Source organism: Pseudomonas sp. FW305-70, assembly GCF_058783925.1.
Window position 1 is genome coordinate 1 of record NZ_JBYSYZ010000009.1, and the last position, 24,505, is coordinate 24,505.

At 61.6% G+C, this 24,505-nt stretch carries 18 protein-coding genes and 1 pseudogene; 12 read left to right on the top strand and 7 right to left on the bottom strand.

Features of this window, described 5'->3' with window-relative positions; all coding sequences use genetic code 11:
* Positions 1 to 298 precede the first annotated feature (298 nt).
* From recC to recD, 3 genes are read left to right on the top strand one after another with little or no spacing between them, the layout of a single operon-like run.
* Entirely contained in the window at positions 299 to 3,748 is a 3,450-nt protein-coding gene (gene recC / locus AC3WN7_RS09235; protein ID WP_102674165.1) for an exodeoxyribonuclease V subunit gamma, read from the top strand.
* The gene (gene recB / locus AC3WN7_RS09240) at positions 3,748 to 7,437 is read left to right on the top strand and encodes an exodeoxyribonuclease V subunit beta (RefSeq protein WP_102674164.1); all 3,690 of its coding nucleotides are present in this window, start codon (positions 3,748 to 3,750) and stop codon (positions 7,435 to 7,437) included. The genes recC and recB overlap by 1 nt, the downstream gene beginning before the upstream one ends.
* Positions 7,434 to 9,536, top strand: a complete 2,103-nt coding sequence (gene recD / locus AC3WN7_RS09245; RefSeq protein WP_102674163.1) for an exodeoxyribonuclease V subunit alpha — start codon at positions 7,434 to 7,436, stop codon at positions 9,534 to 9,536. Before recB ends, recD begins: the two co-directional genes overlap by 4 nt.
* A gap of 92 nt (positions 9,537 to 9,628) precedes the next feature.
* On the opposite strand, the gene AC3WN7_RS09250 is transcribed toward recD, so the two are convergent.
* The gene (locus AC3WN7_RS09250; protein ID WP_102674162.1) at positions 9,629 to 10,576 is read right to left on the bottom strand and encodes a LysR family transcriptional regulator; all 948 of its coding nucleotides are present in this window, start codon (positions 10,574 to 10,576) and stop codon (positions 9,629 to 9,631) included.
* A gap of 150 nt (positions 10,577 to 10,726) precedes the next feature.
* Here AC3WN7_RS09250 and AC3WN7_RS09255 point away from each other — a divergent pair, with 150 nt between their 5' ends.
* Both AC3WN7_RS09255 and mmsB read left to right on the top strand, forming a co-directional pair.
* On the top strand, positions 10,727 to 12,253 hold the full coding sequence (locus AC3WN7_RS09255; protein WP_102674161.1) for a CoA-acylating methylmalonate-semialdehyde dehydrogenase: 1,527 nt from the start codon (positions 10,727 to 10,729) through the stop codon (positions 12,251 to 12,253).
* A 10-nt stretch (positions 12,254 to 12,263) separates the two neighbouring features.
* Positions 12,264 to 13,151 (top strand): 3-hydroxyisobutyrate dehydrogenase, encoded by an 888-nt coding sequence (gene mmsB, locus AC3WN7_RS09260; RefSeq protein ID WP_095965984.1) that lies wholly within the window; start codon positions 12,264 to 12,266, stop codon positions 13,149 to 13,151.
* A gap of 161 nt (positions 13,152 to 13,312) precedes the next feature.
* On the opposite strand, the gene AC3WN7_RS09265 is transcribed toward mmsB, so the two are convergent.
* The 4 genes from AC3WN7_RS09265 to AC3WN7_RS09280 form a co-directional block, all read right to left on the bottom strand.
* Entirely contained in the window at positions 13,313 to 13,657 is a 345-nt protein-coding gene (locus AC3WN7_RS09265) for a cupin domain-containing protein (protein ID WP_007988984.1), read from the bottom strand.
* A 106-nt stretch (positions 13,658 to 13,763) separates the two neighbouring features.
* Positions 13,764 to 14,135 carry a MerR family transcriptional regulator gene (locus AC3WN7_RS09270; RefSeq protein ID WP_102674160.1) on the bottom strand — a complete coding sequence of 124 codons (372 nt, stop codon included), beginning with the start codon at positions 14,133 to 14,135 and terminating at the stop codon, positions 13,764 to 13,766.
* A 49-nt stretch (positions 14,136 to 14,184) separates the two neighbouring features.
* Positions 14,185 to 14,763, bottom strand: a complete 579-nt coding sequence (locus tag AC3WN7_RS09275; RefSeq protein ID WP_102674159.1) for an NAD(P)H-dependent oxidoreductase — start codon at positions 14,761 to 14,763, stop codon at positions 14,185 to 14,187.
* Between the two features lie 42 nt (positions 14,764 to 14,805).
* Entirely contained in the window at positions 14,806 to 15,690 is an 885-nt protein-coding gene (locus AC3WN7_RS09280) for a LysR family transcriptional regulator (protein WP_102674158.1), read from the bottom strand.
* Between the two features lie 203 nt (positions 15,691 to 15,893).
* On the opposite strand from AC3WN7_RS09280, the gene AC3WN7_RS09285 reads away from it, so the two are divergent.
* A complete protein-coding gene (locus AC3WN7_RS09285) occupies positions 15,894 to 16,658 on the top strand; it encodes a sulfite exporter TauE/SafE family protein (RefSeq protein WP_102674157.1) in 765 nt (254 codons plus the stop codon).
* Here AC3WN7_RS09285 and AC3WN7_RS09290 read toward each other — a convergent pair.
* Positions 16,648 to 16,962, bottom strand: coding sequence for a putative quinol monooxygenase (locus tag AC3WN7_RS09290; RefSeq protein ID WP_015093360.1), 315 nt, complete (start codon positions 16,960 to 16,962; stop codon positions 16,648 to 16,650). The two genes, AC3WN7_RS09285 and AC3WN7_RS09290, sit on opposite strands and share 11 nt — an antisense overlap.
* Positions 16,963 to 17,125: 163 nt before the next feature.
* Here AC3WN7_RS09290 and mdaB point away from each other — a divergent pair, with 163 nt between their 5' ends.
* The 6 genes and pseudogenes from mdaB to AC3WN7_RS09320 all read left to right on the top strand — a co-directional run.
* Positions 17,126 to 17,716: an NADPH:quinone oxidoreductase MdaB gene (mdaB, locus tag AC3WN7_RS09295; protein WP_095965978.1), complete on the top strand. Its 591-nt coding sequence runs from the start codon at positions 17,126 to 17,128 to the stop codon at positions 17,714 to 17,716.
* 246 nt (positions 17,717 to 17,962) lie between these two features.
* Positions 17,963 to 18,874: a LysR family transcriptional regulator gene (locus tag AC3WN7_RS09300; protein WP_095965977.1), complete on the top strand. Its 912-nt coding sequence runs from the start codon at positions 17,963 to 17,965 to the stop codon at positions 18,872 to 18,874.
* A 103-nt stretch (positions 18,875 to 18,977) separates the two neighbouring features.
* Positions 18,978 to 19,871, top strand: a complete 894-nt coding sequence (locus AC3WN7_RS09305) for an NAD-dependent epimerase/dehydratase family protein (RefSeq protein WP_095965976.1) — start codon at positions 18,978 to 18,980, stop codon at positions 19,869 to 19,871.
* Positions 19,872 to 20,073: 202 nt separating this feature from the next.
* The gene (locus tag AC3WN7_RS09310) at positions 20,074 to 21,519 is read left to right on the top strand and encodes a SulP family inorganic anion transporter (protein ID WP_102674156.1); all 1,446 of its coding nucleotides are present in this window, start codon (positions 20,074 to 20,076) and stop codon (positions 21,517 to 21,519) included.
* A 77-nt stretch (positions 21,520 to 21,596) separates the two neighbouring features.
* On the top strand, positions 21,597 to 23,054 hold the full coding sequence (locus AC3WN7_RS09315) for an N-acyl-D-amino-acid deacylase family protein (RefSeq protein ID WP_102674155.1): 1,458 nt from the start codon (positions 21,597 to 21,599) through the stop codon (positions 23,052 to 23,054).
* Between the two features lie 261 nt (positions 23,055 to 23,315).
* A pseudogene (locus AC3WN7_RS09320) lies at positions 23,316 to 23,396 on the top strand (VOC family protein); the annotation flags it as partial.
* 12 nt (positions 23,397 to 23,408) lie between these two features.
* Here AC3WN7_RS09320 and gliR read toward each other — a convergent pair.
* Positions 23,409 to 24,437: an AraC family transcriptional regulator GliR gene (gliR, locus tag AC3WN7_RS09325; RefSeq protein ID WP_102674154.1), complete on the bottom strand. Its 1,029-nt coding sequence runs from the start codon at positions 24,435 to 24,437 to the stop codon at positions 23,409 to 23,411.
* Positions 24,438 to 24,505 lie beyond the last annotated feature (68 nt).

A 24,505-nucleotide genomic window follows, 5' to 3' on the forward strand; every position in this document is an offset into this window, starting at 1 on the left:
ACGATGCATCGCCGATGGTAGTGTGGGGTTTCCCCATGTGAGAGTAGGTCATCGTCAAGATTAAATTCCGAAACCCCTATCTGCGTATGCAGGTAGGGGTTTTGTTTTTGCGCCTCCATACACCTCAAACGCTGTTCCCTGTAGGAGCGAGCCTGCTCCGGGCGGCGTTCCGACGAAGAACTTCAGCGCACCGCGTTACCCCAGGCAACCCGCGTCATCGTTGACGACCTTCGCGAGCGAGCTCGCTCCTACAAATGCTAAAGTCGTCCCTCGAATTTGTGTTTTCCAAGGAAGCCTTATGCCGGACGCCACGTCCCTCAGTGCTGGTTTTATGGTGGTTCACGGTAATCGCCTCGACGAGTTGCGCAGCCTGGTGGTCAGCTGGATGCGGCGCTACCCGCTGGCTCCCCTGGAGAATGAAATCGCGCTGGTGCAAAGCAACGGCATTGCCCAATGGCTGAAGCTGGCACTGGCAGAAGATGCCGAAGAAGACGACATGGGTGGCTGCGGAATCGCCGCCGCTATCGACGTGCAGTTGCCCGGCAGTTTCATGTGGCAGCTCTATCGCATGGTCCTTGGGCGCGATGAAATTCCGGCCAAGTCCCTGCTCGATAAAGCTCCGCTGACCTGGCGATTGATGCGCCTGCTGCCGCAGTTGATCAACCAGCCACACTTCGAGCCGCTGCAGCGCTTCCTGACCCATGACACCGATCTGCGCAAACGCTATCAATTGGCTGAGCGTCTGGCGGACCTGTTCGACCAGTACCAGGTCTATCGGGCTGACTGGCTTGAAGACTGGGCAGAAGGTCGACATCAGACAAGAAGCGCCAGGGGCGAGGCCAAAGCCCTGACGCCGGCCAATTGCTGGCAGGCAGAGTTATGGCGTGCACTCTTGCTGGATGTCGGAGAGCAAGGCATGGCGCAAAGCCGTGCCGGGGTCCATCAGCGATTCGTCGAGCGCATCAACAACCTCGAAAAAGCTCCCCAGGGATTGCCCTCGCGAGTGATCGTTTTCGGGATTTCTTCGCTGCCTGCTCAAGCCCTGGAAGCACTGGCGGGGCTGGCACGATTCAGTCAGGTCCTGCTGTGCGTACACAACCCGTGTCGTCACCATTGGGCGGACATCGTCGCCGATAAAGACCTGTTGCGTCATCAATACAAGCGTCAGGCCCGCAAGAGCGGCATGCCGGTAGTGATCGATCCGCAAACCCTGCACCAGCATGCTCACCCGCTGCTGGCTGCCTGGGGTAAACAGGGGCGGGACTATATCAACCTGCTCGACAGTTACGACGATCCCAACAGCTATCGCTCCGCATTTCGTGACGGGCGCATCGACCTGTTCAGTGACGGTCAGCCGCTGAATGTGCTCAACCAGTTGCAGGATGACATCCTCGAGTTGCGTCCCCTCAACGAGACTCGGGAGCGCTGGCCGGCCATCGATCTGCAGACGGACGAATCGATCCGTTTTCACATTGCCCACAGCGCCCAGCGAGAAGTCGAGATTCTCCACGATCAACTGCTCGCGCGCTTCAGTGCCGATCCGGCATTGCGCCCCCGGGACATCATCGTCATGGTCCCGGACATCGACAGCTACGCCCCGCACATTCGTGCCGTGTTTGGCCAGCTCGACCGTCAGGACCCGCGCTTCATTCCGTTTACGCTGGCTGACCAGGGCCAGCGTGGTCGCGATCCACTGTTGATTGCGGTCGAGCACCTGCTCAAGCTGCCTGACAGCCGATTCCCCGTCAGTGAGATTCTCGATCTGCTGGACGTCCCGGCACTGCGCGCCCGCTTTGGTGTCGAGGAGCGTGACCTGCCGACCCTGCACCGCTGGATCGAAGGTGCCGGCATTCGCTGGGGCATGAATGCCGAGCAACGTGCCGGACTCGGCCTGCCCAATGAACTGGAGCAAAACAGCTGGCGTTTCGGCTTGCGACGGATGTTGCTCGGTTATGCCGTTGGCAGCGCCGATGCCTATGAGGGTATCGAGCCCTACGACGAGATCGGTGGTCTGGACGCTGCGCTCATTGGTCCGCTGGTTGCGCTGCTGGACGCGCTGGAAGTGGCGCACCACGAACTCTCTCAGCCGGCACCGCCGCGCCAATGGGGCTTGCGCTTGCAGGCGTTGGTGCAGTTGTTCTTCCTCGCCAGCAACGAACACGATGACTACTTGCTGGCCCAGCTAGAAGAGCTGCGCGAGACCTGGCTCGAGACCTGCGAGTCCGTCGGCTTGCAGGACGAGTTGCCGCTGACGGTCGTCCGTGAAGCCTGGCTTGCAGGCCTGGACCAGGGCCGTTTGTCCCAACGCTTTCTGGCCGGTGCGGTGAACTTCTGCACCTTGATGCCCATGCGCGCTATCCCGTTCAAGCTGGTCTGCCTGCTGGGCATGAATGACGGCGATTATCCGCGCGCGCAACCGCCGCTGGATTTCGATCTGATGGGCAGTGATTACCGGCCAGGCGATCGCTCCCGACGTGAAGATGACCGTTACCTGCTACTGGAAGCCTTGCTGTCGGCGCGTGATCAGCTCTACATCAGTTGGGTGGGCCGCAGCATCCGCGACAACAGCGAGAGGCCGGCGTCGGTATTGATCGGCCAGTTGCGTGACCACCTGGCCAGTGGTTGGCGATTGGCACAAAGTGGCGAGGATCTGCTTGAAGCCATGACCCGGGAACACCCCTTGCAGCCTTTCAGCGCCCGCTACTTTCTCGAAGGGGATGAGTCGTTCAGCTACGCCACCGAATGGCAGGTCCTCCATCAAGCGGCAGAGCAACAGGCGAGCGCCGAAGTGCTTGAGGCTCACGTTCAGGACGAACCCCTCAGCCTCGGTCAGTTGCAGGATTTCCTGCGCAATCCGGTACGGCACTTTTTCAGCCAGCGACTGAAAGTCTTCTTCGAGGCGGCTGAAGTGCCGTTGGCCGATGAGGAGCCTTTTGTCCTGGATGCACTGCAGCGTTACAGCCTCAGCGATCGCTTGCTCGAAGCGGCGCTGGCAGATCCGGGAAATACCGGACAGGCACTGGAGGATCAGGCCAAACGCCTGCAAAACAGCGGGCTGCTGCCCATGGCCGGTTTCGGTGAGTGCCTGCAACGTGAATTGATCGAACCATTGCCCGACTTGCTGCAACGCCACCAACAGCTCCTGGCTTTGTGGCCGACACCGCTCAGCAGTGCGTTGCCCGTCAATCTTGAACTGCAAGGCCTGCACATCGAGGGCTGGCTCAGCGGTCTGCATCAACGCGCTGATGGCGGTTTGCTGTCTGTCACGACGATCCCCAACAGTATCGGCTCGATCAAATCGCGCAAATGGCATCGACTCACGCGCCCGTGGCTCACGCATCTGGTGGCCTGTGCCAGTGGCATGGCGTTGACCACTGCACTGGTGGCCAGCGACGACAGCCTGTTGCTCGCACCGATGGACGAGTCCACGGCACGGAAAATTCTCGGTGACCTGTTGATGGCCTGGCAGTCGGGCATGCGCCAGCCTCTGCCGATCGCGGTCAAGACCGCCTTCGCGTGGCTGGGGCAAACCGCCCCGGACAAAGCCACGGCCTCTGCGCGCAAGGCCTATGAAGGCGACGGGCTGACGACGGACGGAGAGCGGCGCGAAAGTCCGGCACTTGCACGCCAATTCGCCGATTACGACGCCCTGACCGCCGATGAAACCTTCCCCGACTGGTGTGATGCGCTCTATCGCCCGCTGCTTGAAGCACCCTGGCGTTCACTGTCCAGCGAGGAGTCGCGTTGATGAGTACAAAGACACCCCTGGCCCTGGCCTTCCCGCTGCGTGGCAGTCAACTGATCGAAGCCAGCGCCGGGACCGGCAAGACCTTCACCATTTCCGCGTTGTACCTGCGCCTGGTACTTGGCAATGGTGGAGAGCACAGTGGCTTCGGACGTGAGCTCTTGCCGCCGCAAATCCTCGTCGTGACCTTTACCGACGCCGCCACTAAAGAGTTGCGCGAACGCATTCGCACGCGACTCGCCGAGGCCGCACGCTTTTTCCGCGATGAAACGCCTGCCCCCGACAGCCTGATTGCCGAGCTGCGTGATCAGTACTTGCCCGAGCAATGGCCCGGGTGCGCAAACCGCCTGGATATCGCCGCCCAATGGATGGACGAGGCAGCAGTGTCGACTATCCACAGTTGGTGCCAGCGCATGTTGCGCGAGCACGCCTTCGACAGCGGCAGCCTGTTTACCCAGACCCTGGAAACCGACCACAGCGATTTGCTGGGGGAGGTCCTGCGCGATTACTGGCGGCTGTTCTGCTACCCGATGCAAGGTGATGCGCTGAATTGGGTGCGCAGCAATTGGGGCGGTCCGGCGGCGCTGCTGCCGCGGATTCGTGCGCTGTTTGCCAGTGAGCGCGATACGCTTCAAGGCAAAGAGCCCGCCGAGATGATTTCGCAATGCTTGCAAGAGCGACGGGCTGCCCTGATCGAACTGAAAAAGCCCTGGCCGCAGTGGTCGGACGAGTTGCTTGCCATCTGCCACCAGGGCGTCGCGAGCAAGAGCGTCGACGGACGCAAGATGCAGGCACGCTATTTCGAACCATGGTTCGAAAAAATCAAAGCCTGGGCCGAAGACGAATCCCTCGAGCAACTGGATATCGGCACCGGTTTCACGCGCCTGACCCCGGATGGCATGGCCGAAGCCTGGAAGAGCGATGCACCTCGACATCCGGGGCTCGATGCGATGGCCGGTCTCAAGGCCTGTCTCGACGGGTTGCCAACGCCCGATGCTGCCGTGCTGCAACATGCCGCCCGCTGGGTCGGGGCACGATTCGAAGAAGAGAAACGCCGTCGTGCGGAAATGGGCTTCGATGACATGTTGCTGCGCCTTGATGCCGCCTTGCAGTCCGATGGCGGCGAGCGGCTGGCCACCCTGATACGTGAACAGTTTCCGGTCGCCCTGATCGATGAGTTCCAGGACACCGACCCGGTGCAATACCGGATCTTCGAGAGCATCTACCGCATTGAAGAGAACAGCCCCGAGTGCGGCCTGTTCCTGATTGGCGACCCGAAACAGGCGATCTACGCTTTTCGCGGGGCCGACATCCATACCTACCTGCGCGCCCGCCAGGCCACCACCGGCCGCCTGCACACCCTGGGCACCAACTTCCGCTCAAGCCATGGCATGGTCAACGCGGTGAACCATGTGTTCGAGCGTGCCGAAGCCCGGGAGTCGGGACGGGGCGCATTCCTCTTTCGGGAACCGAATGGCAATAACCCGGTTCCGTTCATGCCGGTGGCCTCCCAGGGTCGCAAAGAAGTCCTGCATATCAATAATCAGCCTGTCCCGGCCTTGAACATCTGGCACTTGCCGGCCGAACAACCGTTGTCCGGCGCGGTGTACCGGCAACATCTGGCGGCGGCCTGCGCCAGTGAAATCACGGCATTGCTCAATGGCGGGCAGCAGGGGCAAGCGGGATTCACCCAGGACGGCAAAGCCTTCAGGGGCCTGCTGCCGGCGGACATCGCCATCCTGGTGCGCGATGGCAAGGAAGCGCAGGCGGTGCGTGGCGAATTGACTGCACGGGGCGTGCGCAGTGTCTACCTGTCGGACAAGGACTCGGTGTTCGCCGCCCAGGAGGCGCATGACGTGCTGACCTGGCTCAAGGCCTGCGCCGAGCCGGATGTCGAGCGCCCGCTGCGGGCTGCGTTGGCCAGCATCACCTTGAACCTTTCGTTGACCGAGCTGGAGCGCTTGAATCAGGACGAATTGGCCTGGGAGTCCCGGGTCATGCAGTTCCGTGGCTATCGCGAAGTCTGGCGCAAGCAGGGTGTACTGCCGATGCTGCGCCGATTGCTGCACGACTTCCGCCTGCCCCAGGCGTTGATCGCCCGCAGTGACGGCGAGCGGATTTTGACGAACCTCCTGCACCTGTCCGAACTGCTGCAACAGGCAGCCGCCGAGCTCGACGGCGAACAAGCGCAGATCCGGCATCTGTCCGAGCATCTCGCGTTGTCCGGGCAGGCTGGCGAGGAGCAGATCCTGCGGCTGGAAAGTGATGAGCAACTGGTCAAGGTCGTGACCATCCACAAGTCCAAAGGCCTTGAATACCCCTTGGTGTTCCTGCCGTTCATCTGTTCGGCGAAACCGGTGGATGGCAGCCGCCTGCCGTTGCACTACCACGATGAATCAGGCAATGCCCAGGTCACGTTGAAGCCGACGCCAGAATTGATTGCCCTGGCCGACGATGAGCGTCTGGCCGAGGATCTACGCTTGCTCTATGTCGCCCTGACCCGGGCGCAGCACGCCTGCTGGCTGGGGGTGGCTGACCTCAAGCGCGGTAACAACAATGGTTCGGTGCTGCATCTGTCGGCCTTGGGTTATCTGTTGGGTGGCGGTGCACCATTGGCCGACTCCCCGGCGTTGCAGCAGTGGTTGCGCGACCTGCAACAGGACTGCCCGGCGCTGGCCTATGCCCAGATGCCTGACGCGACAACAGAGCATTACCTGCCACCGCAAAACGACGCGGCGCTGCTGGCTCCGCTGATCCCGAAACGCAAGGCCAGTGAAAACTGGTGGATCGCCTCTTACAGCGCATTGCGCATTGGCGACACCCTGAGTGTCGGCACGGACGAGGCGCCGGAGAGTCCACAGGCGCAAAAACTGTTCGATGACGAACGTCTCGACCCGCAGGCTCCCAGGGAAGTGGTGGCCAGTGGCGGCGATATCCATCGCTTCCCGCGCGGGCCGAACCCCGGCACCTTCCTCCATGGTCTGCTCGAATGGGCGGGGGGCGAGGGGTTTGCTGCGGCACCCCAGGAGGTGATCGACGCCATTGCCCGTCGCTGCAATCGCCGAGGCTGGGAGGGCTGGATCACCACGCTGAGCGACTGGCTGCAGCATCTGCTCAAGTCGCCGTTGCAACTGGGGGCCGATCAGGCGCCGGTGATATTCGGGCAGTTGACGCAATATCAGGTCGAGATGGAATTCTGGTTCGCCAGCCATAAGGTCGATGTACTCAAGCTCGATGCGCTGGTGTGCCAGTACACCCATGACGGCGTGGCCCGGGTGGCCGCCGAACCGGTGCTGCTCAACGGCATGTTCAAGGGCTTCATCGACCTGACGTTCGAACACGACGGCCGCTATTACGTTGCCGACTACAAATCCAACTGGCTTGGCGCCGATGATGCGGCCTACACCGTGCCGGCCATGGAGCAGTCGATTCTCGACAACCGCTATGACCTGCAATATGTGTTGTACCTGTTGGCCCTGCATCGCCAGCTCAAGGCGCGACTCGCCGATTACGACTACGACAGGCACGTCGGCGGTGCGTTGTACCTGTTCCTGCGGGGTACGCGTGCGGCCAGCCAGGGTGTGTTTTTCACCCGTCCACCAAGAGAACTCATCGAGCGTCTGGACAGGCTGTTCCAGGGCAAGCCAGAGCCCAAGGCCGAGCCCGCCTGGGAGCAGGGAGTACTGTTATGAGTCGCACCTTCACCGATTTGCTGCCGACATCGCTGGCAGCCGAAAGCCTGACCGATCTGGCGCCGCTGAGTCGTGCCGACGATTTGCTGTTGCTGCTCACGCGTTGGGTCGAACGTGGCTGGCTGCGCGCGCTGGACAAAGCCTTTGTGGCGTTTCTGCATGAGCTGGCCCCGGAGGATGATCCGTTGGTCTTGCTGGCAGCCGCGTTGACCAGCCACCAATTGGGCCACGGGCATGTCTGCCTCGACCTGTTCGAAACGCTGAAAGAACCGGACTTCGCCCTGTCATTACCACCCGAAGGTGACGTTCAAGGCGGCGCCATGCTGTTGCCGTCGCAATTGCTCGGATCGCTGGACGGTGCTCATTGGTGCAAGGTGCTGGCCGCCAGCAACCTGGTCGCCCTGGCCGCTGACAGCCGTGACAACGTGCGTGACCGACCTTTGGTGTTATCGGGCAAACGCTTGTACCTGCGCCGCTATTGGGCCTACGAGCGGCGGATCGACCTTTCGCTACGCGAGCGCCTGGCGGAGCACGAGTCCACGCCGAACGACCTGCTGCAGCGCCTCACCGGTTTGTTTGGGCCTGCCCGGCCGGGTGAAGTGATCGACTGGCAGAAGCTGGCCTGCGCCCTGGCGACCCGCAGCGCCTTCAGCATCGTGACGGGGGGGCCGGGAACCGGCAAGACCACCACCGTCGTGCGCTTGCTGGCGTTGCTCCAGGCGCCGGCGGTCGAGGCCGGCATGCCTTTGCGCATTCGCCTCGCCGCACCGACCGGCAAGGCCGCGGCGCGTCTGACAGAGTCCATCAGCCAGCAAGTCCGGACCTTGAAAGTCAGCGAAGCCATACGCGAGAAGATCCCGTCCGACGTCACCACCGTTCACCGTCTACTGGGTAGCCGCCCCGGGACACGTCATTTCCGGCACCACGCGGGCAATCGCCTGCCGCTGGATGTGCTGGTGGTGGACGAGGCCTCGATGATCGACCTGGAAATGATGGCCAATCTGCTCGACGCTTTGCCGGCCCATGCGCGCCTCGTGCTGTTGGGGGACAAGGACCAGCTGGCTTCGGTAGAAGCCGGTGCGGTACTGGGGGATCTGTGTCGCGACGCGGAGGCTGGCTGGTACAGCCCGCAGACACGCCAGTGGCTGGAAGCCGTCAGTGGCGAAAGCCTGCAGGCCGGCGGATTGCAGGAGGATACCCAGGGCGCTCATCCACTGGCCCAACAGGTGGTGATGTTGCGCCATTCCCGGCGATTCGGTGAGGGCAGTGGTATTGGTCAGCTCGCTCGTTGGGTCAACCAGCAGCAACCGGAAGAAGCCCGCAAGTTGTTGTCTGCGCGAAGCCATGACGATGTGTATGGCTTGTCCCTCAAGGGCGAGCAAGACCGGACCCTGGAGCGTTTGCTGCTCGAAGGCCATGGTGAGGGGCCGCAGGGTTATCGGCATTACCTGACCCTACTGCGCAAACAGCGGCCGCCACTCGACAGCCCGCTGGACGATTCGAGCTGGACCGACTGGGCCCGGGAGGTGTTGCAAGCCTTCGACGCGTTCCAGCTGTTATGTGCCGTGCGCAAGGGGCCGTGGGGTGTGGAGGGCCTGAACCAGCGAGTGACGGAGGCGTTGCTCAGGGCACGCCTGATCGAAAGCGACCAGCAGTGGTACGAAGGTCGCCCCGTGCTGATGACCCGCAACGATTACGGGCTGGGTTTGATGAACGGCGATATTGGTATCGCTCTCAAGCTCCCGGAGCAGGAGGGCCACGGAAAACAGGTTTTGCGTGTGGCGTTCCCACGCAATGACGGCCAGGGCGGTGTGCGATTTGTCCTGCCAAGCCGTCTGAATGATGTCGAAACCGTGTACGCCATGACTGTGCATAAATCCCAGGGCTCGGAGTTCGCGCACACCGCGTTGATTCTTCCTGACGCCTTGAATCCGGTCCTCACCAAGGAATTGATCTACACCGGGATTACCCGGGCCAAGGATTGGTTCACCCTGATCGAATCGCGCGCGGGCGTGTTTGAAGAGGCGGTGAAACGCCGGGTCAAGCGCTTGAGCGGGCTGATGCTGGAGCTGAAGGAAGACAGCGGGCCCGCAGGCTGAAAGGTCAGTGACAGGTTGTAGGAAATTGTCTGAGGCCGCGTAGTTCGTGGCCGCACCAGGAATCGCTGGGGCGCAATCGTGGTCAACTCCGACTAATCGGCAAACAACATCTCCCGGCTTTCGCCCATCAGCAGGCCGTGATTCTGCTCGGTCACCTGGCGGATGTAATCCCACAACAGGGTGATCCGCTTGAGCTTGCGCAGGTCTTCGCGGCAGTACATCCAGAACTGTCGGGTGATGTTGATTTCCTGCGGCAACACCGGCAGCAGGCGCGGGTCTTGAGTGGCGAGGAAGCACGGCAGGATCGCCAGTGAGCGCCCTTGCTGCGCCGCCACGAACTGCGCGATCACACTGGTGCTGCGCAGGTTGGCGCTGGCGCCTGGCAGTACATTGGCCAGGTACAACAGCTCCGAGCTGAACGCCAGGTCGTCGACGTAACTGATAAACGAATGTTTCGCCAGGTCTGTCGGGCGGTGGATGGCCGGGTGGTTATCGAGATAATCCTGGGTCGCGTACAGCTGCAACCGGTAGTCGCACAGTTTGCAGCAGACGTACGGGCCATGCTCCGGACGTTCCAGGGCGATGACGATGTCGGCCTCGCGCTTGGACAGGCTGATGAAGTGCGGCAGCGGCAGGATGTCCACCGAGATCGCCGGGTAGGTGTCGACGAAGTGGCTCAACTGCGGCGTGATGAAAAAGCTGCCGAAGCCTTCGGTGCAGCCCATGCGCACATGACCGGACAGCGCCACGCCGGACCCGGAAACCTGCTCGCACGCCATGTGCAAGGTGCTTTCGATCGATTCGGCATACCCCATCAACCGCTGGCCTTCGGCAGTCAGGACAAAGCCGTTGGTCCGGGACTTCTCGAACAGCAAGGTGCCCAGCGCCGTTTCCAGCGAACTGATGCGCCGCGACACCGTGGTGTAGTCCACCGCCAGGCGCTTGGCCGCGGTGCTGGCCTTGCGGGTGCGGGAGACTTCAAGGAAAAACTTGAGGTCATCCCAGTTCAGCGAACCGAGGGAGGTGATGTTTTTTTGCATGTTGGACCGGTTTTTATGTGCGTTCTTATCAGAAGTTTGCACATCTATACTCCAAAAACAGTCCGAGAACCAATTCGCGACAAACAGCTCATCTCAGGGCGACCCTTTCGCCCTGGCTCCCAAGATAACAACAAGGATCCGGAGACCCACATGAACGTATCGCTCACGCCTAACGAAACCACCGTGCAAAAGGTCAAACTGTTGATCGACGGCGAGTGGGTCGAGTCCAAGTCCACCGAATGGCACGACATCATCAACCCGGCGACCCAGCAAGTGCTGGCCAAAGTGCCGTTTGCCACCGCCGAAGAAGTCGATGCCGCCATCAGCGCCGCTCATCGTGCGTTCCAGACCTGGAAGCTGACGCCCATCGGCGCGCGGATGCGCATCATGCTCAAGCTCCAGGCGCTGATTCGCGAGCACTCCAAGCGCATCGCCGCGGTCCTGAGCGCCGAGCAGGGCAAGACCATTGCCGACGCCGAAGGCGATATTTTCCGTGGCCTGGAAGTGGTCGAGCACGCCTGCTCCATCGGCAGCCTGCAAATGGGCGAATTCGCTGAAAACGTCGCCGGTGGCGTCGACACCTACACCCTGCGCCAGCCGATCGGCGTGTGCGCGGGCATTACCCCGTTCAACTTCCCGGCGATGATCCCGTTGTGGATGTTCCCGATGGCCATCGCCTGCGGCAACACCTTCGTGCTCAAGCCGTCGGAACAGGACCCGATGTCGACCATGCTGCTGGTGGAACTGGCGATCGAGGCGGGCATTCCGGCCGGCGTACTCAACGTCGTGCATGGCGGCAAGGATGTGGTGGACGGGCTCTGCACCCACAAGGACATCAAGGCGGTTTCCTTTGTCGGCTCGACCGCCGTCGGTACTCATGTCTATGACCTGGCCGGTAAGCACGGCAAGCGCGTGCAATCGATGATGGGCGCCAAGAACCACGCCGTGGTGCTGCCGGACGCCAATCGCGAACAAGCGCTGAATGCGCTGGTGGGTGCCGGCTTCGGTGCTGCCGGTCAACGTTGCATGGCCACTTCGGTGGTGGTGCTGGTGGGGGCGGCCAAGCAATGGCTGCCGGACCTCAAGGCGCTGGCGCAAAAACTCAAGGTCAATGCCGGCAGCGAGCCGGGCACCGATGTCGGTCCGGTGATTTCGAAAAAAGCCAAGGCGCGGATTCTCGACCTGATCGAAAGCGGCATCAAGGAAGGCGCCAAACTTGAACTGGACGGTCGCGAGATCTCGGTTCCAGGTTACGAGAAGGGCAACTTTGTCGGCCCGACCCTGTTTTCCGGCGTGACCCCCGACATGCAGATCTACACCCAGGAAATCTTCGGCCCGGTGCTGGTGGTGCTGGAAGTCGCCACCCTCGACGAGGCCATCGCCCTGGTCAACGCCAACCCGTTCGGCAACGGCACGGGCCTGTTCACCCAGAGCGGTGCGGCGGCACGTAAATTCCAGAGCGAGATCGATGTCGGCCAGGTCGGTATCAACATCCCGATTCCGGTGCCGGTCCCGTTCTTCAGCTTCACCGGTTCGCGCGGCTCCAAGCTCGGCGACCTCGGTCCGTACGGCAAGCAAGTGGTGCAGTTCTACACTCAGACCAAGACCGTCACCAGTCGCTGGTTCGATGACAATAGCGTCAACGACGGTGTGAACACCACGATCAACCTGCGATAAGGAGCCGGACATGAAAATCGCTTTTATCGGCCTGGGCAACATGGGTGCGCCGATGGCGCGCAACCTGATCAAGGCCGGCCATGCGCTGCGCCTGGTAGACCTGAACAAGGCTGTGCTGGCGGAGCTGGAACAGCTGGGCGGCAGTATCAGTGCATCGGCCCGTGAAGCGGCGGAGGGCGCCGAACTGGTGATCACTATGCTGCCTGCGGCGGTGCATGTGCGCAGTGTGTGGCTGGGTGAAGACGGCGTGCTCGCCGGTATCGGTAAAGGCGTACCGGCCGTCGATTGCAGCACCATCGATCCGCAGACCGCGCGGGACGTGGCCGCCGCCGCTGCCAAACAGGGCGTGACCATGGCTGATGCGCCGGTCTCTGGCGGTACCGGTGGTGCCGCCGCCGGGACCCTGACCTTCATGGTCGGCGCCACGCCTGAACTGTTCGCCACCCTGCAGCCGGTACTGGCGCAGATGGGCCGCAACATCGTCCATTGTGGTGAGGTCGGCACCGGGCAAATCGCTAAAATCTGCAACAACCTGCTGCTGGGGATTTCCATGGTCGGCGTCAGCGAAGCCATGGCCCTGGGTGATGCACTGGGCATCGACACCAAGGTGCTCGCGGGCATCATCAACAGCTCCACCGGGCGTTGCTGGAGTTCGGAGATGTACAACCCGTGGCCGGGTATCGTCGAAACAGCACCTGCATCGCGCGGTTACACCGGCGGTTTCGGGGCCGAACTGATGCTCAAGGATCTGGGGCTGGCCACTGAAGCGGCGCGTCAGGCGCACCAGCCGGTGGTGCTTGGCGCGGTGGCACAGCAGCTGTATCAGGCGATGAGTTTGCGTGGGGAAGGTGGCAACGACTTCTCGGCGATCATCAATAGCTATCGCAAACCCTTGTAGGAGCGAGCTTGCTCGCGATGGTCGTTAACGATAATGCGGGGAGGCTGACACCCCGCGTTGTTCTCGGGTTTTTCGCGAGCAAGCTCGCTCCTACAAAAATTGCATGTACCCAAAGATATTTACCGGGAGATCACGTCGGGTGATCTTCCGGTTTTTTTGTATCAGGCAAACACGAAATACTTGCGCACGGTTTCCACCACTTCCCAGGTGCCTTTCATCCCGGGCTCGATGACAAAAATGTCACCCGCGCGCAGGTGGATCGGCGCCATGCCTTCGGGGGTGATGACGCAGTAGCCTTCCTGGAAGTGGCAGTACTCCCACTTCACGTATTCCACGTACCACTTGCCGGGCGTGCAGATCCAGGTGCCCATGATCTTGCTGCCGTCTTCACTGGTGTAGGCGTTGAGGTTGACGGTGTGCGGGTCGCCTTCGAGCTTTTCCCATTTGCAGGCGTCGAGCACGGGCAGCGGGTGGGTGTCGCGAAGAACGGTAATCGGTGCGGTCATGATGACTCCGGGCAGTGGGCTCAGGAACTGAAGTCGCACCCTATAGCGCCTGTCCGTGTGTCAGTTGTCTGTGCTCGACACTGAGCTGTCCAGAAACGCACAGCCCTCAAAGACGGGTCAACGTGCAGTCGAGCCTGGATTGCTCGAGGCTGCTTTCGAACTCGACCAATTGCGCGTGCTGTTGCGACAGCGCCGCTATCCGTTCGGCGATTTCCCGTTTTTTGCTGGCGATGACCTGATGGGCCCGTTCCCATGGCAACGGCGGGCCCTGATGTCCGGCGAAGGCTGACTGTAATTCCTTGAGTCTGAAACCCAGCTGCTGCGCACATTTGATGAACATCAGCAGATCGACACTGTGCTGGTCATAGATGCGGTATTTGCCCTGACGTCGGGCGGCAGGCAGCAGGCCAATCGACTCGTAGTGACGGATGCTTTTGACAGTGGTTCCAGAACGTTGCGCGGCTTGGCCGATGTACATGGGAAGGTCCTTTTCTCCGAGGATAAAGCTCGGCGCATTATCGACCGACTCAAGCGCTGGCGATAGCTTCGGCCTGGCGTAACCAGGCCGCATGCCGGTCTGCGCTGGCGCCGAGAATGGGCCCGAAGGTGAGGGTTCGGGTTGGCTTGATGCCACAGAATTCCAGTGTGGTTTTACGGACCTGATGCAAGCCGGGCATGCGGTAGATCCAGCGGTAGTACCAGGGCGGCGTGTCCATGGTCACCAGCAGGTGGGCGGTTCGGCCGCGCAGGAGTTTGTCGGGGAAGGCTTTGCCCTGGCGATACTTGAAGGCAAAACCCGGCAAGAACACCCGGTCGAAAAAGCCCTTGAGCAAGGCCGGTACGCCGCCCCACCAGATTGGATAAACCAGCGTCAGCTGTTCGGCCCACAGGATGTCGGCCTGGGCGTTACGCAAGTCGGCCTCCAGTGGCTGAACCTGCTGATAACCTTCGCGCAGCACCGGGTCAAAATCCAGGGTGCCGAGAAACAACTGACGCACCTCATGCCCGGCGCGCACGGCCGACAGTGTGTAACGCTCGGCAAGGGCGGCGCAGAAGCTGTTGCTGGACGGATGCCCGAGGATCACCAGTATTCGTTTACCCATCATCGCTGTCCTTGAAGATCAAACCTCAAGGATAAAGTCTGCCCCTCAGGGGAGAGTCAAGGCGTGCAGCAGGGCCTTGGCATAACCGGGCAGTGCGGCGAAGTCCCGTGCACAGAGCAGCAATTTGCGTTGGCCCCAGGGTTCCTGCAGGGCGAGGCTCTTGAAGGACAGTCCGCCTGACCCGCGCTCGACCGCAGCCAGCGGCACAATCGCCAGGCCCGCGCCACGGGCGACCATGCGCATCACGCCATCGAAGCCATCGGCGCGGATGCGAATCTGCATGCGCAGGCCGGCGTGCAGTGCCTGTTCTTCGAGATACACCGCCAGCGCGCTGTTGGCATTCAGGCCGACGTAGTCGTGATGCAGCGTATCGGTGAAGCTCACCGAGGTTGCCTGTGCCAGGGGATGTTCGCGGGGCATGATCAGCACCAGCGGATCATCGCGGAACGCTCGGGTCTGCAAGTCATCGGTGTCCACCGCATCGGAAACGATGCCCAGGTCCGCCGCGCCCTGGCGCAAGGCGTGGGTGATGCGGGCGCTGGGCAGTTCCTGCAGGTCGATGTCGAGGTTGGGGTGGCTGTGCAGGAAGTCCGCGAGCAGCTCCGGCAGGTATTCGGTGATCGCCGTGGTATTGCACAGCAGTCGTACCTGGCCTTTGACGCCCTTGGCGTATTCGGCCAGTTCCTGTTGCAGGCGTTCGGCCTGTTGCAGCAGAACCCGGGCATGCCGGGCCAGAGCATCGCCGGCCGGCGTCGGGCTGACCCCGCGACGGTTGCGCTGAAGAAACTCGACGCCCAGTGATGCCTCCATGGCGCGAATTCGTGCGCTGGCCGCCGCGAGTGACAGATGACTGCGTGCGGCGCCGGCGGTGATGTTGCCGGTGTCGAGGATGTTCAGGTACAGGCGCAGGTCGGTCAGGTCGAAGTGCATTGTCATCCCCGGTTTATTTGCTGTCTGGACTGGCCCCTTCGCGAGCAAGCCCGCTCCCACAGTGGATAGCGTCACCTGTGGGAGCGGGCTTGCCCGCGAAGGGGCCAGTCGCTTCAGCGAAATTCTCAGCCTCTGTCATAGCAAGAGGCAGCCTCAGTATATGGCAGATTTTCAATCAACCCCCGCGGGCCCACCATAGCCCCATGAACACACTCTCGGCGTTTTACCAGAATCTCGGATTAGCCCTGTCACTGTTGGTGATCGGTACCTTTGTGCTGGCCGGTATGATCAAGGGCGTGATCGGCCTCGGCCTGCCAACGGTTGCCATGGGACTGCTGGGTCTGGCTATGGCGCCGTCGCAGGCAGCCGCGCTATTGATCATTCCGGCAACGCTCACCAACGTCTGGCAACTGGCATTCGGCGGGCATTTGTCCGGATTGATCAAACGACTGTGGCTGATGTTGCTGGCGATTTTCATCGGCACCGGGGCAGGCACGCTGTGGATCGGCATGAGCGGTGGCCATTGGGTGGTGCGAGGGTTGGGCGCTGCGTTGTTGCTGTATGCGCTGAGCGGATTGTGCCTGCCGACCTTGCGTGTGGGGCGGCGCAGCGAAAACCTCCTCGGTCCACTGTGTGGCCTGCTGACCGGCGTCATCACTTCGGCCACCGGCGTGTTTGTGATTCCGGCGGTGCCCTATCTGCAAGCGCTGGGTTTGAGCCGGGACGAACTGGTGCAGGCGCTGGGCCTGTCGTTCACCGTCTCGACCCTGGCCCTGGCCGGTGGCTTGTTATGGCGCGGCGCGCTCGGTGGGGGCGAGTTGAGCGCGTCGCTGCTGGCGCTGATCCCGGCCATGCTCGGCATGTGGCTGGGACAGTCGCTGCGCCAGCGGATCAGCGCCCTGTGGTTCAAGCGCGTGTTTTTCGTTGGCCTGGGGGGGCTTGGCGGCCATTTGCTGATCAGCGGCTAGCGGACGACGGGCTGATCATGTCGATGGCGCGGATGTCGAAGTCCCGTTCCAGATATTCATCGCGCTGCTCGAGGAATTGCTTCATGTGCGGCAGGTTCGAGTGCACGTCCAGATGGGCCTGGGACTGCCAGATCTCGTAGAAGATGAACAGGGTCGGGTCCTGTTTATCGCGCAGCATGTGGTATTCGATGCAACCGGGTTCGGCGCGGCTTGCTTGCACGTAGCCGCTGAAAAACGCTTCGAAGGCGTCGGATTTTTCCGGACGGGTCTTGGCGTGCAGGATGAAGCCCTGGATTTCACTCATCTACATCTCTCCTCAGGTCAGAATGGGCGCCAGTCTAAGGCAACAATCGACTGTGGATTCGTGCTTGTGGGTCAAATGAATTTTGCCAAATCGACGCTTATTCCGCGCGAGGCCGACCGGTACTCTGCCGCTATCGAATTCCCGACCCTTCCCGAGACCTTCCATGAAAAAAGTCCTGTTGCTCAACGGCGGCAAACAGTTTGCGCACTCCGACGGCCGCTACAACACCACCCTGCATGAAGCCGCGTTGAGCGTGCTGGATCGCGGTGGTGTGGATATCAAAACCACCTTCATCGACGAGGGCTACGACGTCGCCGAAGAAGTGGCCAAGTTTCTCTGGGCCGACGTGATCATTTACCAGATGCCCGGCTGGTGGATGGGCGCGCCGTGGACCGTGAAGAAGTACATTGATGAAGTCTTCACCGAAGGTCATGGCAGCCTCTATGCCAGCGACGGTCGCACCCGTTCGGACGCGTCGCAGAAGTACGGCAGCGGCGGCCTGATTCACGGCAAGCAATACATGTTGTCGCTGACCTGGAACGCGCCGCAGCAAGCCTTCGATGACCCGACCGATTTCTTCGAAGCCAAAGGTGTGGACGCGGTTTACTTCCCGTTCCACAAGGCCAACGAGTTCCTGGGCATGACCGGTTTGCCGACGTTCCTCTGTGTGGACGTGATGAAGCGCCCGAACATCGAGGGCGACGTGGCGCGTTATGAGCAGCATTTGATTGAGGTGTTTGGCCTGTCGGCGTAACTGTTTCGGGCTACTATCGATTATTTGAGTCCGGCACCGTTCCTGTGGCGAGGGGGCTTTTGTGGCGAGGGAGCTTGCTCCCGTTGGTGCGCGAAGCGGACCCAAAACCGGCGCATGTGGTTATGCAGGTACTGCGGGTTTGCCGACTTTACGACGGCTCCGCCGCCGAACGGGGGCAAGCCCCCTCGCCACAATGGTTTATATGTGCCCAGAAGAACGGCGCAGGACTATCGATAAGGGACACACGTGAAAGCCAGATCCGATGAATTGCAGATATTCGTCTGCGTGATTGAATGCGGGTCGATTTCTGCGGCGGCCGAGCAGGTCGGGCAAACGCCTTCGGCGGTCAGCCGCACGCTGTCGCGCCTGGAGGCCAAGCTCGACACCACCTTGATCAATCGCACCACGCGACGCATGGACCTGACCGAGGAGGGCAAGTATTTCTTCGAGCATGCCAAGCGCATTCTCGATCAGATGGACGAGCTCGAAGAGCGCCTGTCTTCACGCCAGCAAACACCGTCCGGGCGCCTGCGGATCAACGCGGCATCACCCTTCATGCTGCACGCCATCGTGCCCTACATCGATGAATTCCGCAGGCTTTACCCCGACATCCAGCTCGAACTCAACAGCAACGACTTGATCATCGACCTGCTGGAACAGAGCACCGACATCGCCATTCGCATTGGCACCCTGACCGACTCGACACTGCATGCCCGCTCCCTGGGTTGCAGCCCGCTGCACATCGTCGCCAGCCCGGCCTACCTGGAAAAGCACGGCACACCGCAAGCCGTGGCTGACCTGACCAACCATACGCTGCTGGGGTTCACCCAGAACGAAGGCCTCAACCAGTGGCCGCTGCGTTATGTGCATGGCGATCGCTGGCCGATCCAGGCATCGATCAGCGCCTCCAGCGGCGAGACCATCCGCCATCTGGCACTGGACGGCCAGGGCATCGCCAGCCTGTCGCACTTCATGACCATCGAGGACATTCGTGCCGGACGCTTGAAAGTGTTGCTGGCCGAATTCAATAGCGGCTATCGCCAGCCGATCAATGCGGTGTACTACCGCAACTCGCAACTGGCCTTGCGGATTCAATGCTTCCTGGACTTTATCCAGGGCAAGTTGGCGGATTATGCGAGCGCGGATTTCAAAGGCTGATTCGTGATCCCTGCGCAAAATTGAATTGGGTCAGAGGGCATTTTTCAGCAGTCATCGCTCCTTGATACTCCCTGCATCACTTACCCACGCAGGGAGTTTCTCCATGAACGTATTCGTCACCGGCGCTGCCGGATTTATTGGCGGCTCCATCGCCACGGGCCTGGTCCAGGCCGGCCACGCTGTCACCGGTCTGGTGCGCAGCGCCGAACAGGCCGATGAGCTGCGTGCTTTGGGCATTTCTCCGGTGGTGGGCAGTCTGGACGACCGCGACCTGTTGACCGATCAGGCGCTTGCAGCCGATGCAGTGATCAACGCGGCCAGCAGCGATCATCGTGGCGCGGTGGAAGCCTTGCTCGATGCCTTGCGCGGCTCTGGCAAAGTGTTCCTGCACACCAGCGGTTCGAGCATTGTCGGGGATGCCTCGGGCGGTCAATCCAGTGATGTCATCTACTTCGAAGACCATTTGCCGGAACCGACTGTCGACAAGGCGGCGCGCGTGGCCATCGATCGCCTGATCCTGGCGGCGGCCATGGAGGGGGTGAACTCGGCAGTGATCTGCAACACCTTGATCTACGGCCACAGCCTGGGTGTCCATCGCGACAGCGTTCAGCTGCCACGCCTGCTCAAACAGGCGCGCAAAAGCGGTGTGGTGCGCCACGTCGGCACGGGCCGCAACATCTGGTCCAACGTGCACATCGAGGACGTGGTTGCGCTATACCTGCTGGCGCTGACTAACAATGTACCCGGCACGTTCTACTTCGTTGAAAGCGGTGAAGCGTCGTTCATCGACATGACCAAAGCGATGGCTCGGGTACTGAACCTGGGCGAGCCGCAGGACTGGCCGCTTAAGGATGCCGAAGCCGAGTGGGGCTACGAAATGGCCAACTATGGTCTGGGTTCCAACAGTCGGGTTCGCGGCAAGCATGCGCGGGAACTGTTGGGGTGGGTGCCCAAGCGCACTTCGGTGGTTGAGTGGATTCGCGACGAGATGGTTTGAGTTTGCTTTAGACCGCGTCATCGTTCTTCGCGAGCAAGCCCGCTCCCACAATTGATCGCGCTCCGTCGGAAGGAATGCGATCGAATGTGGGAGCGGGCTTGCTCGCGAAGCTTTTTCAGCAGCCCATTAACTGGTCGGGCCGTCCTCGATTCCGTAACATCCGTACACTCTTTTTCGTCTCTCCCTGTGTGCGGTCCCCCCCATGAAAGCAAAACGTCTACGCGCCGATGTCCTGGCCGGGCTTACCACGTCCTTCGCCCTGTTGCCCGAGTGCATCGCTTTCGCCCTGGTGGCCCACCTCAATCCGCTGATGGGGCTCTATGGCGCGTTCATCATCTGCACCCTGACCGCGCTCTTCGGCGGGCGACCGGGCATGGTGTCCGGCGCGGCCGGCTCGATGGCCGTGGTGATCGTCGCGCTGGTGGTGCAACACGGCGTGCAGTACTTGCTGGCCACGGTGTTGCTGGGCGGGCTGATCATGATGGCGTTCGGGCTGCTCAAGCTCGGCAAACTGGTGCGCATGGTGCCGCACCCGGTGATGCTCGGTTTCGTCAACGGCCTGGCGATCATCATTGCCCTGGCGCAACTGGAGCACTTCAAGGACGGTGAGGCCTGGCTGAGCGGCACGCCGCTGTACATGATGCTTGGCCTGGTCGCGGTGACCATGGCCGTTGTCTACGTACTGCCGCGCCTGACCCGCACCGTACCGCCGGCGCTGGTGGCGATTCTCGGCGTGGGCCTGGCGGTGTATCTGCTTGGCTTGCCAACCCGCACCCTGGGCGACATGGCGCACATTGCCGGTGGCCTGCCGACGCTGGCGCTGCCGGACATTGCGTGGAATCTGGACACCCTGCGCATCATCGCGCCCTACGCGATCCTGATGGCGCTGGTCGGGTTGCTGGAAACCCTGCTGACCCTCAACCTCACCGACGAAATCACCGAGAGCCGTGGCTACCCGGATCGCGAGTGCGTGGCGCTGGGAGCGGCGAATGTGGTGTCCGGTGCATTCGGCGGCATGGGCGGTTGCGCCATGATCGGCCAGACCGTGATCAACCTCAGTTCCGGCGGCCGCGGTCGCTTGTCCGGGGGGGTGGCCGGGGTGTCGATCCTGCTGTTCATCCTGTTTCTGTCGCCGCTGATCGAGCGTATTCCATTGGCCGCGCTGGTCGGGGTGATGTTCGTGGTGTCGCAACAGACTTTTGCCTGGGCCTCGTTGCGGGTGCTGAACAAGGTGCCGCTCAACGACGTGCTGGTGATCATCGCGGTGACAGTCATTACTGTGTTCACCGACCTGGCCACCGCGGTGCTCTGCGGCATCATCATTGCGGCGCTGAACTTTGCCTGGCAGCAGGCCCGTCAGCTGTATGCCGACAGTCATCTGGAGAACGACGGCAGCAAGCTGTATCGGGTGCATGGCACGCTGTTCTTCGCCTCGACCACACCCTTTCTCAATCAGTTCGATCCGGCCAATGACCCGGCGCAAGTGACCCTGGATTGCCAGCACCTGAGCTTTGTCGACTACTCGGCCATCGCCGCGCTGGGCACCTTGCGCGAGCGCTACGCCAAGGCTGGAAAACACTTGCGAGTGCTGCACTTGTCCGAGCGCTGCAAAAAGCTGCTCAAGCGCGCCCGGATGCAGCATGACTGAAATCAGCCATTCGATCTTTCCCACGCTGAGCGGGGAAAGATCGGTCGGTGATGATCACCTGCCGCAGGGAGACTGACATGCAGTACGACACGCTGATTCGCAATGCCCTGATCATCGACGGCAGCAACAGCCCCGGTTACCCCGCTGACGTGGCGATACTGAACGGTCGCATCAAGCGTATCGGCGACTTGCGCGGTGCCCGTGCCACCGAAGAAATCGACGCACAGGGCCATGTGCTGGCGCCGGGTTTCATCGACGTGCACACCCATGACGACACCGTGGTCATTCGTCAGCCGCAGATGCTGCCCAAGCTCAGCCAGGGCGTGACCACGGTGATCGTCGGCAACTGTGGGATCAGTGCTTCACCGGTGAGTTTGCGCGGTGATCCGCCGGATCCGATGAACCTGCTCGGCACGGCCGCTGCGTTCGTTTATCCGACCTTCCGCGACTATCGGGCGGCGGTCGAAGCGGCGAATACCACGCTGAACGTCGCCGCTTTGGTGGGTCATACCGCATTGCGCAGCAACCACCTCGACGATCTGTTTCGCACTGCCACAACCGAAGAAATCACCGCGATGCGCGAGCAGCTGCGCGAAAGCCTTGAGGCTGGTGCGCTGGGCCTGTCCACCGGCCTTGCCTATGCCAGCGCCTTCTGCGCATCGACCGATGAAGTGATGCAACTGACTGAAGAGTTGACCGCGTTCGGCGCGGTCTACACGACCCATTTGCGCAGTGAATTCGAACCGGTGCTGGAGGCCATGGACGAGGCGTTCCGGATCGGCCGCCATGCGCAAAGCCCGGTGATCATTTCCCACCTCAAATGTGCCGGTGCCGGTAACTGGGGGCGCAGTCCACAGTTGCTGGCGTCCCTCGAACAGGCGGCGAAGAGCCACCCGGTGGGCTGCGACTGTTATCCCTACGCCGCGAGTTCATCGACCCTGGACCTCAAGCAGGTGACCGATGCCCACCGCATCACCATCACCTGGTCGACGCCGCATCCGGAGATGGGCGGCCGCGACCTGATGGAGATCGCCGCCGAATGGAACCTGTCGTTGCTCGATGCCGCCCGCCAACTGCAGCCGGCCGGTGCGGTGTACTACGGCATGGATGAGGCGGATGTGCGCCGGATCCTCGCGCATCCGCTGTCGATGGTCGGCTCCGACGGCTTGCCGGAAGACCCGTTCCCACACCCACGCCTGTGGGGCGCATTCCCCAGGGTGCTCGGACATTTCAGCCGTGACGTAGGACTGTTCCCGCTGCACACCGCCGTGCACAAAATGACCGGGCTGTCGGCGGCACGCTTCGGTTTGAAGGCACGCGGTGAAATACGCGAAGGCCATTGGGCGGACCTGGTGTTGTTCGATCCGGCGACCATCCGTGATGTCGCCGATTTCAACGATCCGCAGCGGGCGGCGGTGGGCATTGAAGGGGTGTGGGTCAACGGTGTGTTGAGTTACCTCGATGGCCAGGCCAACGGACGCAGGGAAGGGCGGTTTTTGGCGCGGCAAGGGGATTTGCGTGACGGGTTTCATTGATTGATGTGGGGCGAAAAGATCGAATAGTGGCAATATGCAATCAAGTAATCCCGAATTGCTGACATCAAGCCCGACAACCTGATGCTGTTCAGTCATGTAGGAGCGAGCTTGCTCGCGATGGAGTCAGAAGCGCCGCGTTTAGCCAGGCAAAACGCGTTATCGTTGACGACCATCGCGAGCAAGCTCGCTCCTACAGGGAGCAATCCGATGAACTTCGGTCCCGCGTATTTTCGACGAAGCCAAGGCAGTGGATCGAGACGGATGAGCCGGGGCAGTCAGGACATGACCATCGCTGACCCGTTCGGCAATCGGTTGGTGATCACCAACGCGATCAGTCTCTGAACCTTCAACCCTTCAGCCTTCGTTCGGCACCCGGTGGGTTTGGCGAAACTCGCCGGGCGGCATCCCGCGCCGGCTTTTGAACGTGCGGTGAAACGAGCGGGGTTCGGTGAAACCCAGGTATTGGGCGATGTCCTGGATCGGCAAGGTGCTGTTGAGCAGGTAATGCTCGGACAGTTCCTGGCGCAGGTCATCGAGGATCTGCTGGTACGACGTACCGGCCTGATGCAGTTGGCGTTGCAGCGTGCGCACGGACACGGCGAGATGCTCGGCCACCTGCTCCTTGCGTGGCAGGCCCTCCTTGAGCAGCTGGCGCAGGATGCTTTTGACCCGCTGTTCCAGCGACGCGTCCTCCAGTGTGGCCATCAACCCCAGGGCATGTTCTTCCAGGGTGCGCAGCAATTGCGCATCGGCCTGGCGCAAGGGCAACTGCAAATACGGTAACGGCACAATCAGCGCCGAATAAGGCTGGTCGAACAGTACCGGGCAGTCGAAGAACTGCTCGTACTCTGCCAGCGTCGTGTCAGCCGGGCAGGCATGTTCCAGCCAGACGGCGGCCGGCGACATTTGCGTGTCGGCGATCCAGCGCGCGTATTGCAGCCAGGAGCCGAGCACGTTTTCCACCAGGTGCCGGCGAATTCGCGGGCGTTGATGGCGGCAGGTCCAGATCAGGTGCACGTCGCCGTCCTGCACCTCGGCGCGGCTGACACCCATGTCTCCCACCAGCTTCTCGAACGGCATGATGCGGCTCATCGCATCGCCCAGTGTCGCGCAGTTCATGGTGATGTAACCCAGCACGCTCCAGGAGTTGGGCAACACAAAACGCGCGGCGTTGAGACCGAACAACGGATCGCCCGAGTGTTCGCAGAAATAATCGAGCAGCCGTTCATGGGCTTCACCGGGCAACCGCAGGCTGTTGTCGCTCAACTGCTGCGCCTGCAACCCGGCAGCCGCCAACGCCGGCTCGATGGCCATGCCCAGTTGTTCGGCATGACGCAGGTATTTGAGCAGCGGCGGAACGGAAGTGAAGCCCAGGGATTGCATGATCGTATTCCTTTGATCAAGGCCCGCGTGCGCGGATGAATGCCCTGAAAGGTAATTTGAAAGCACGA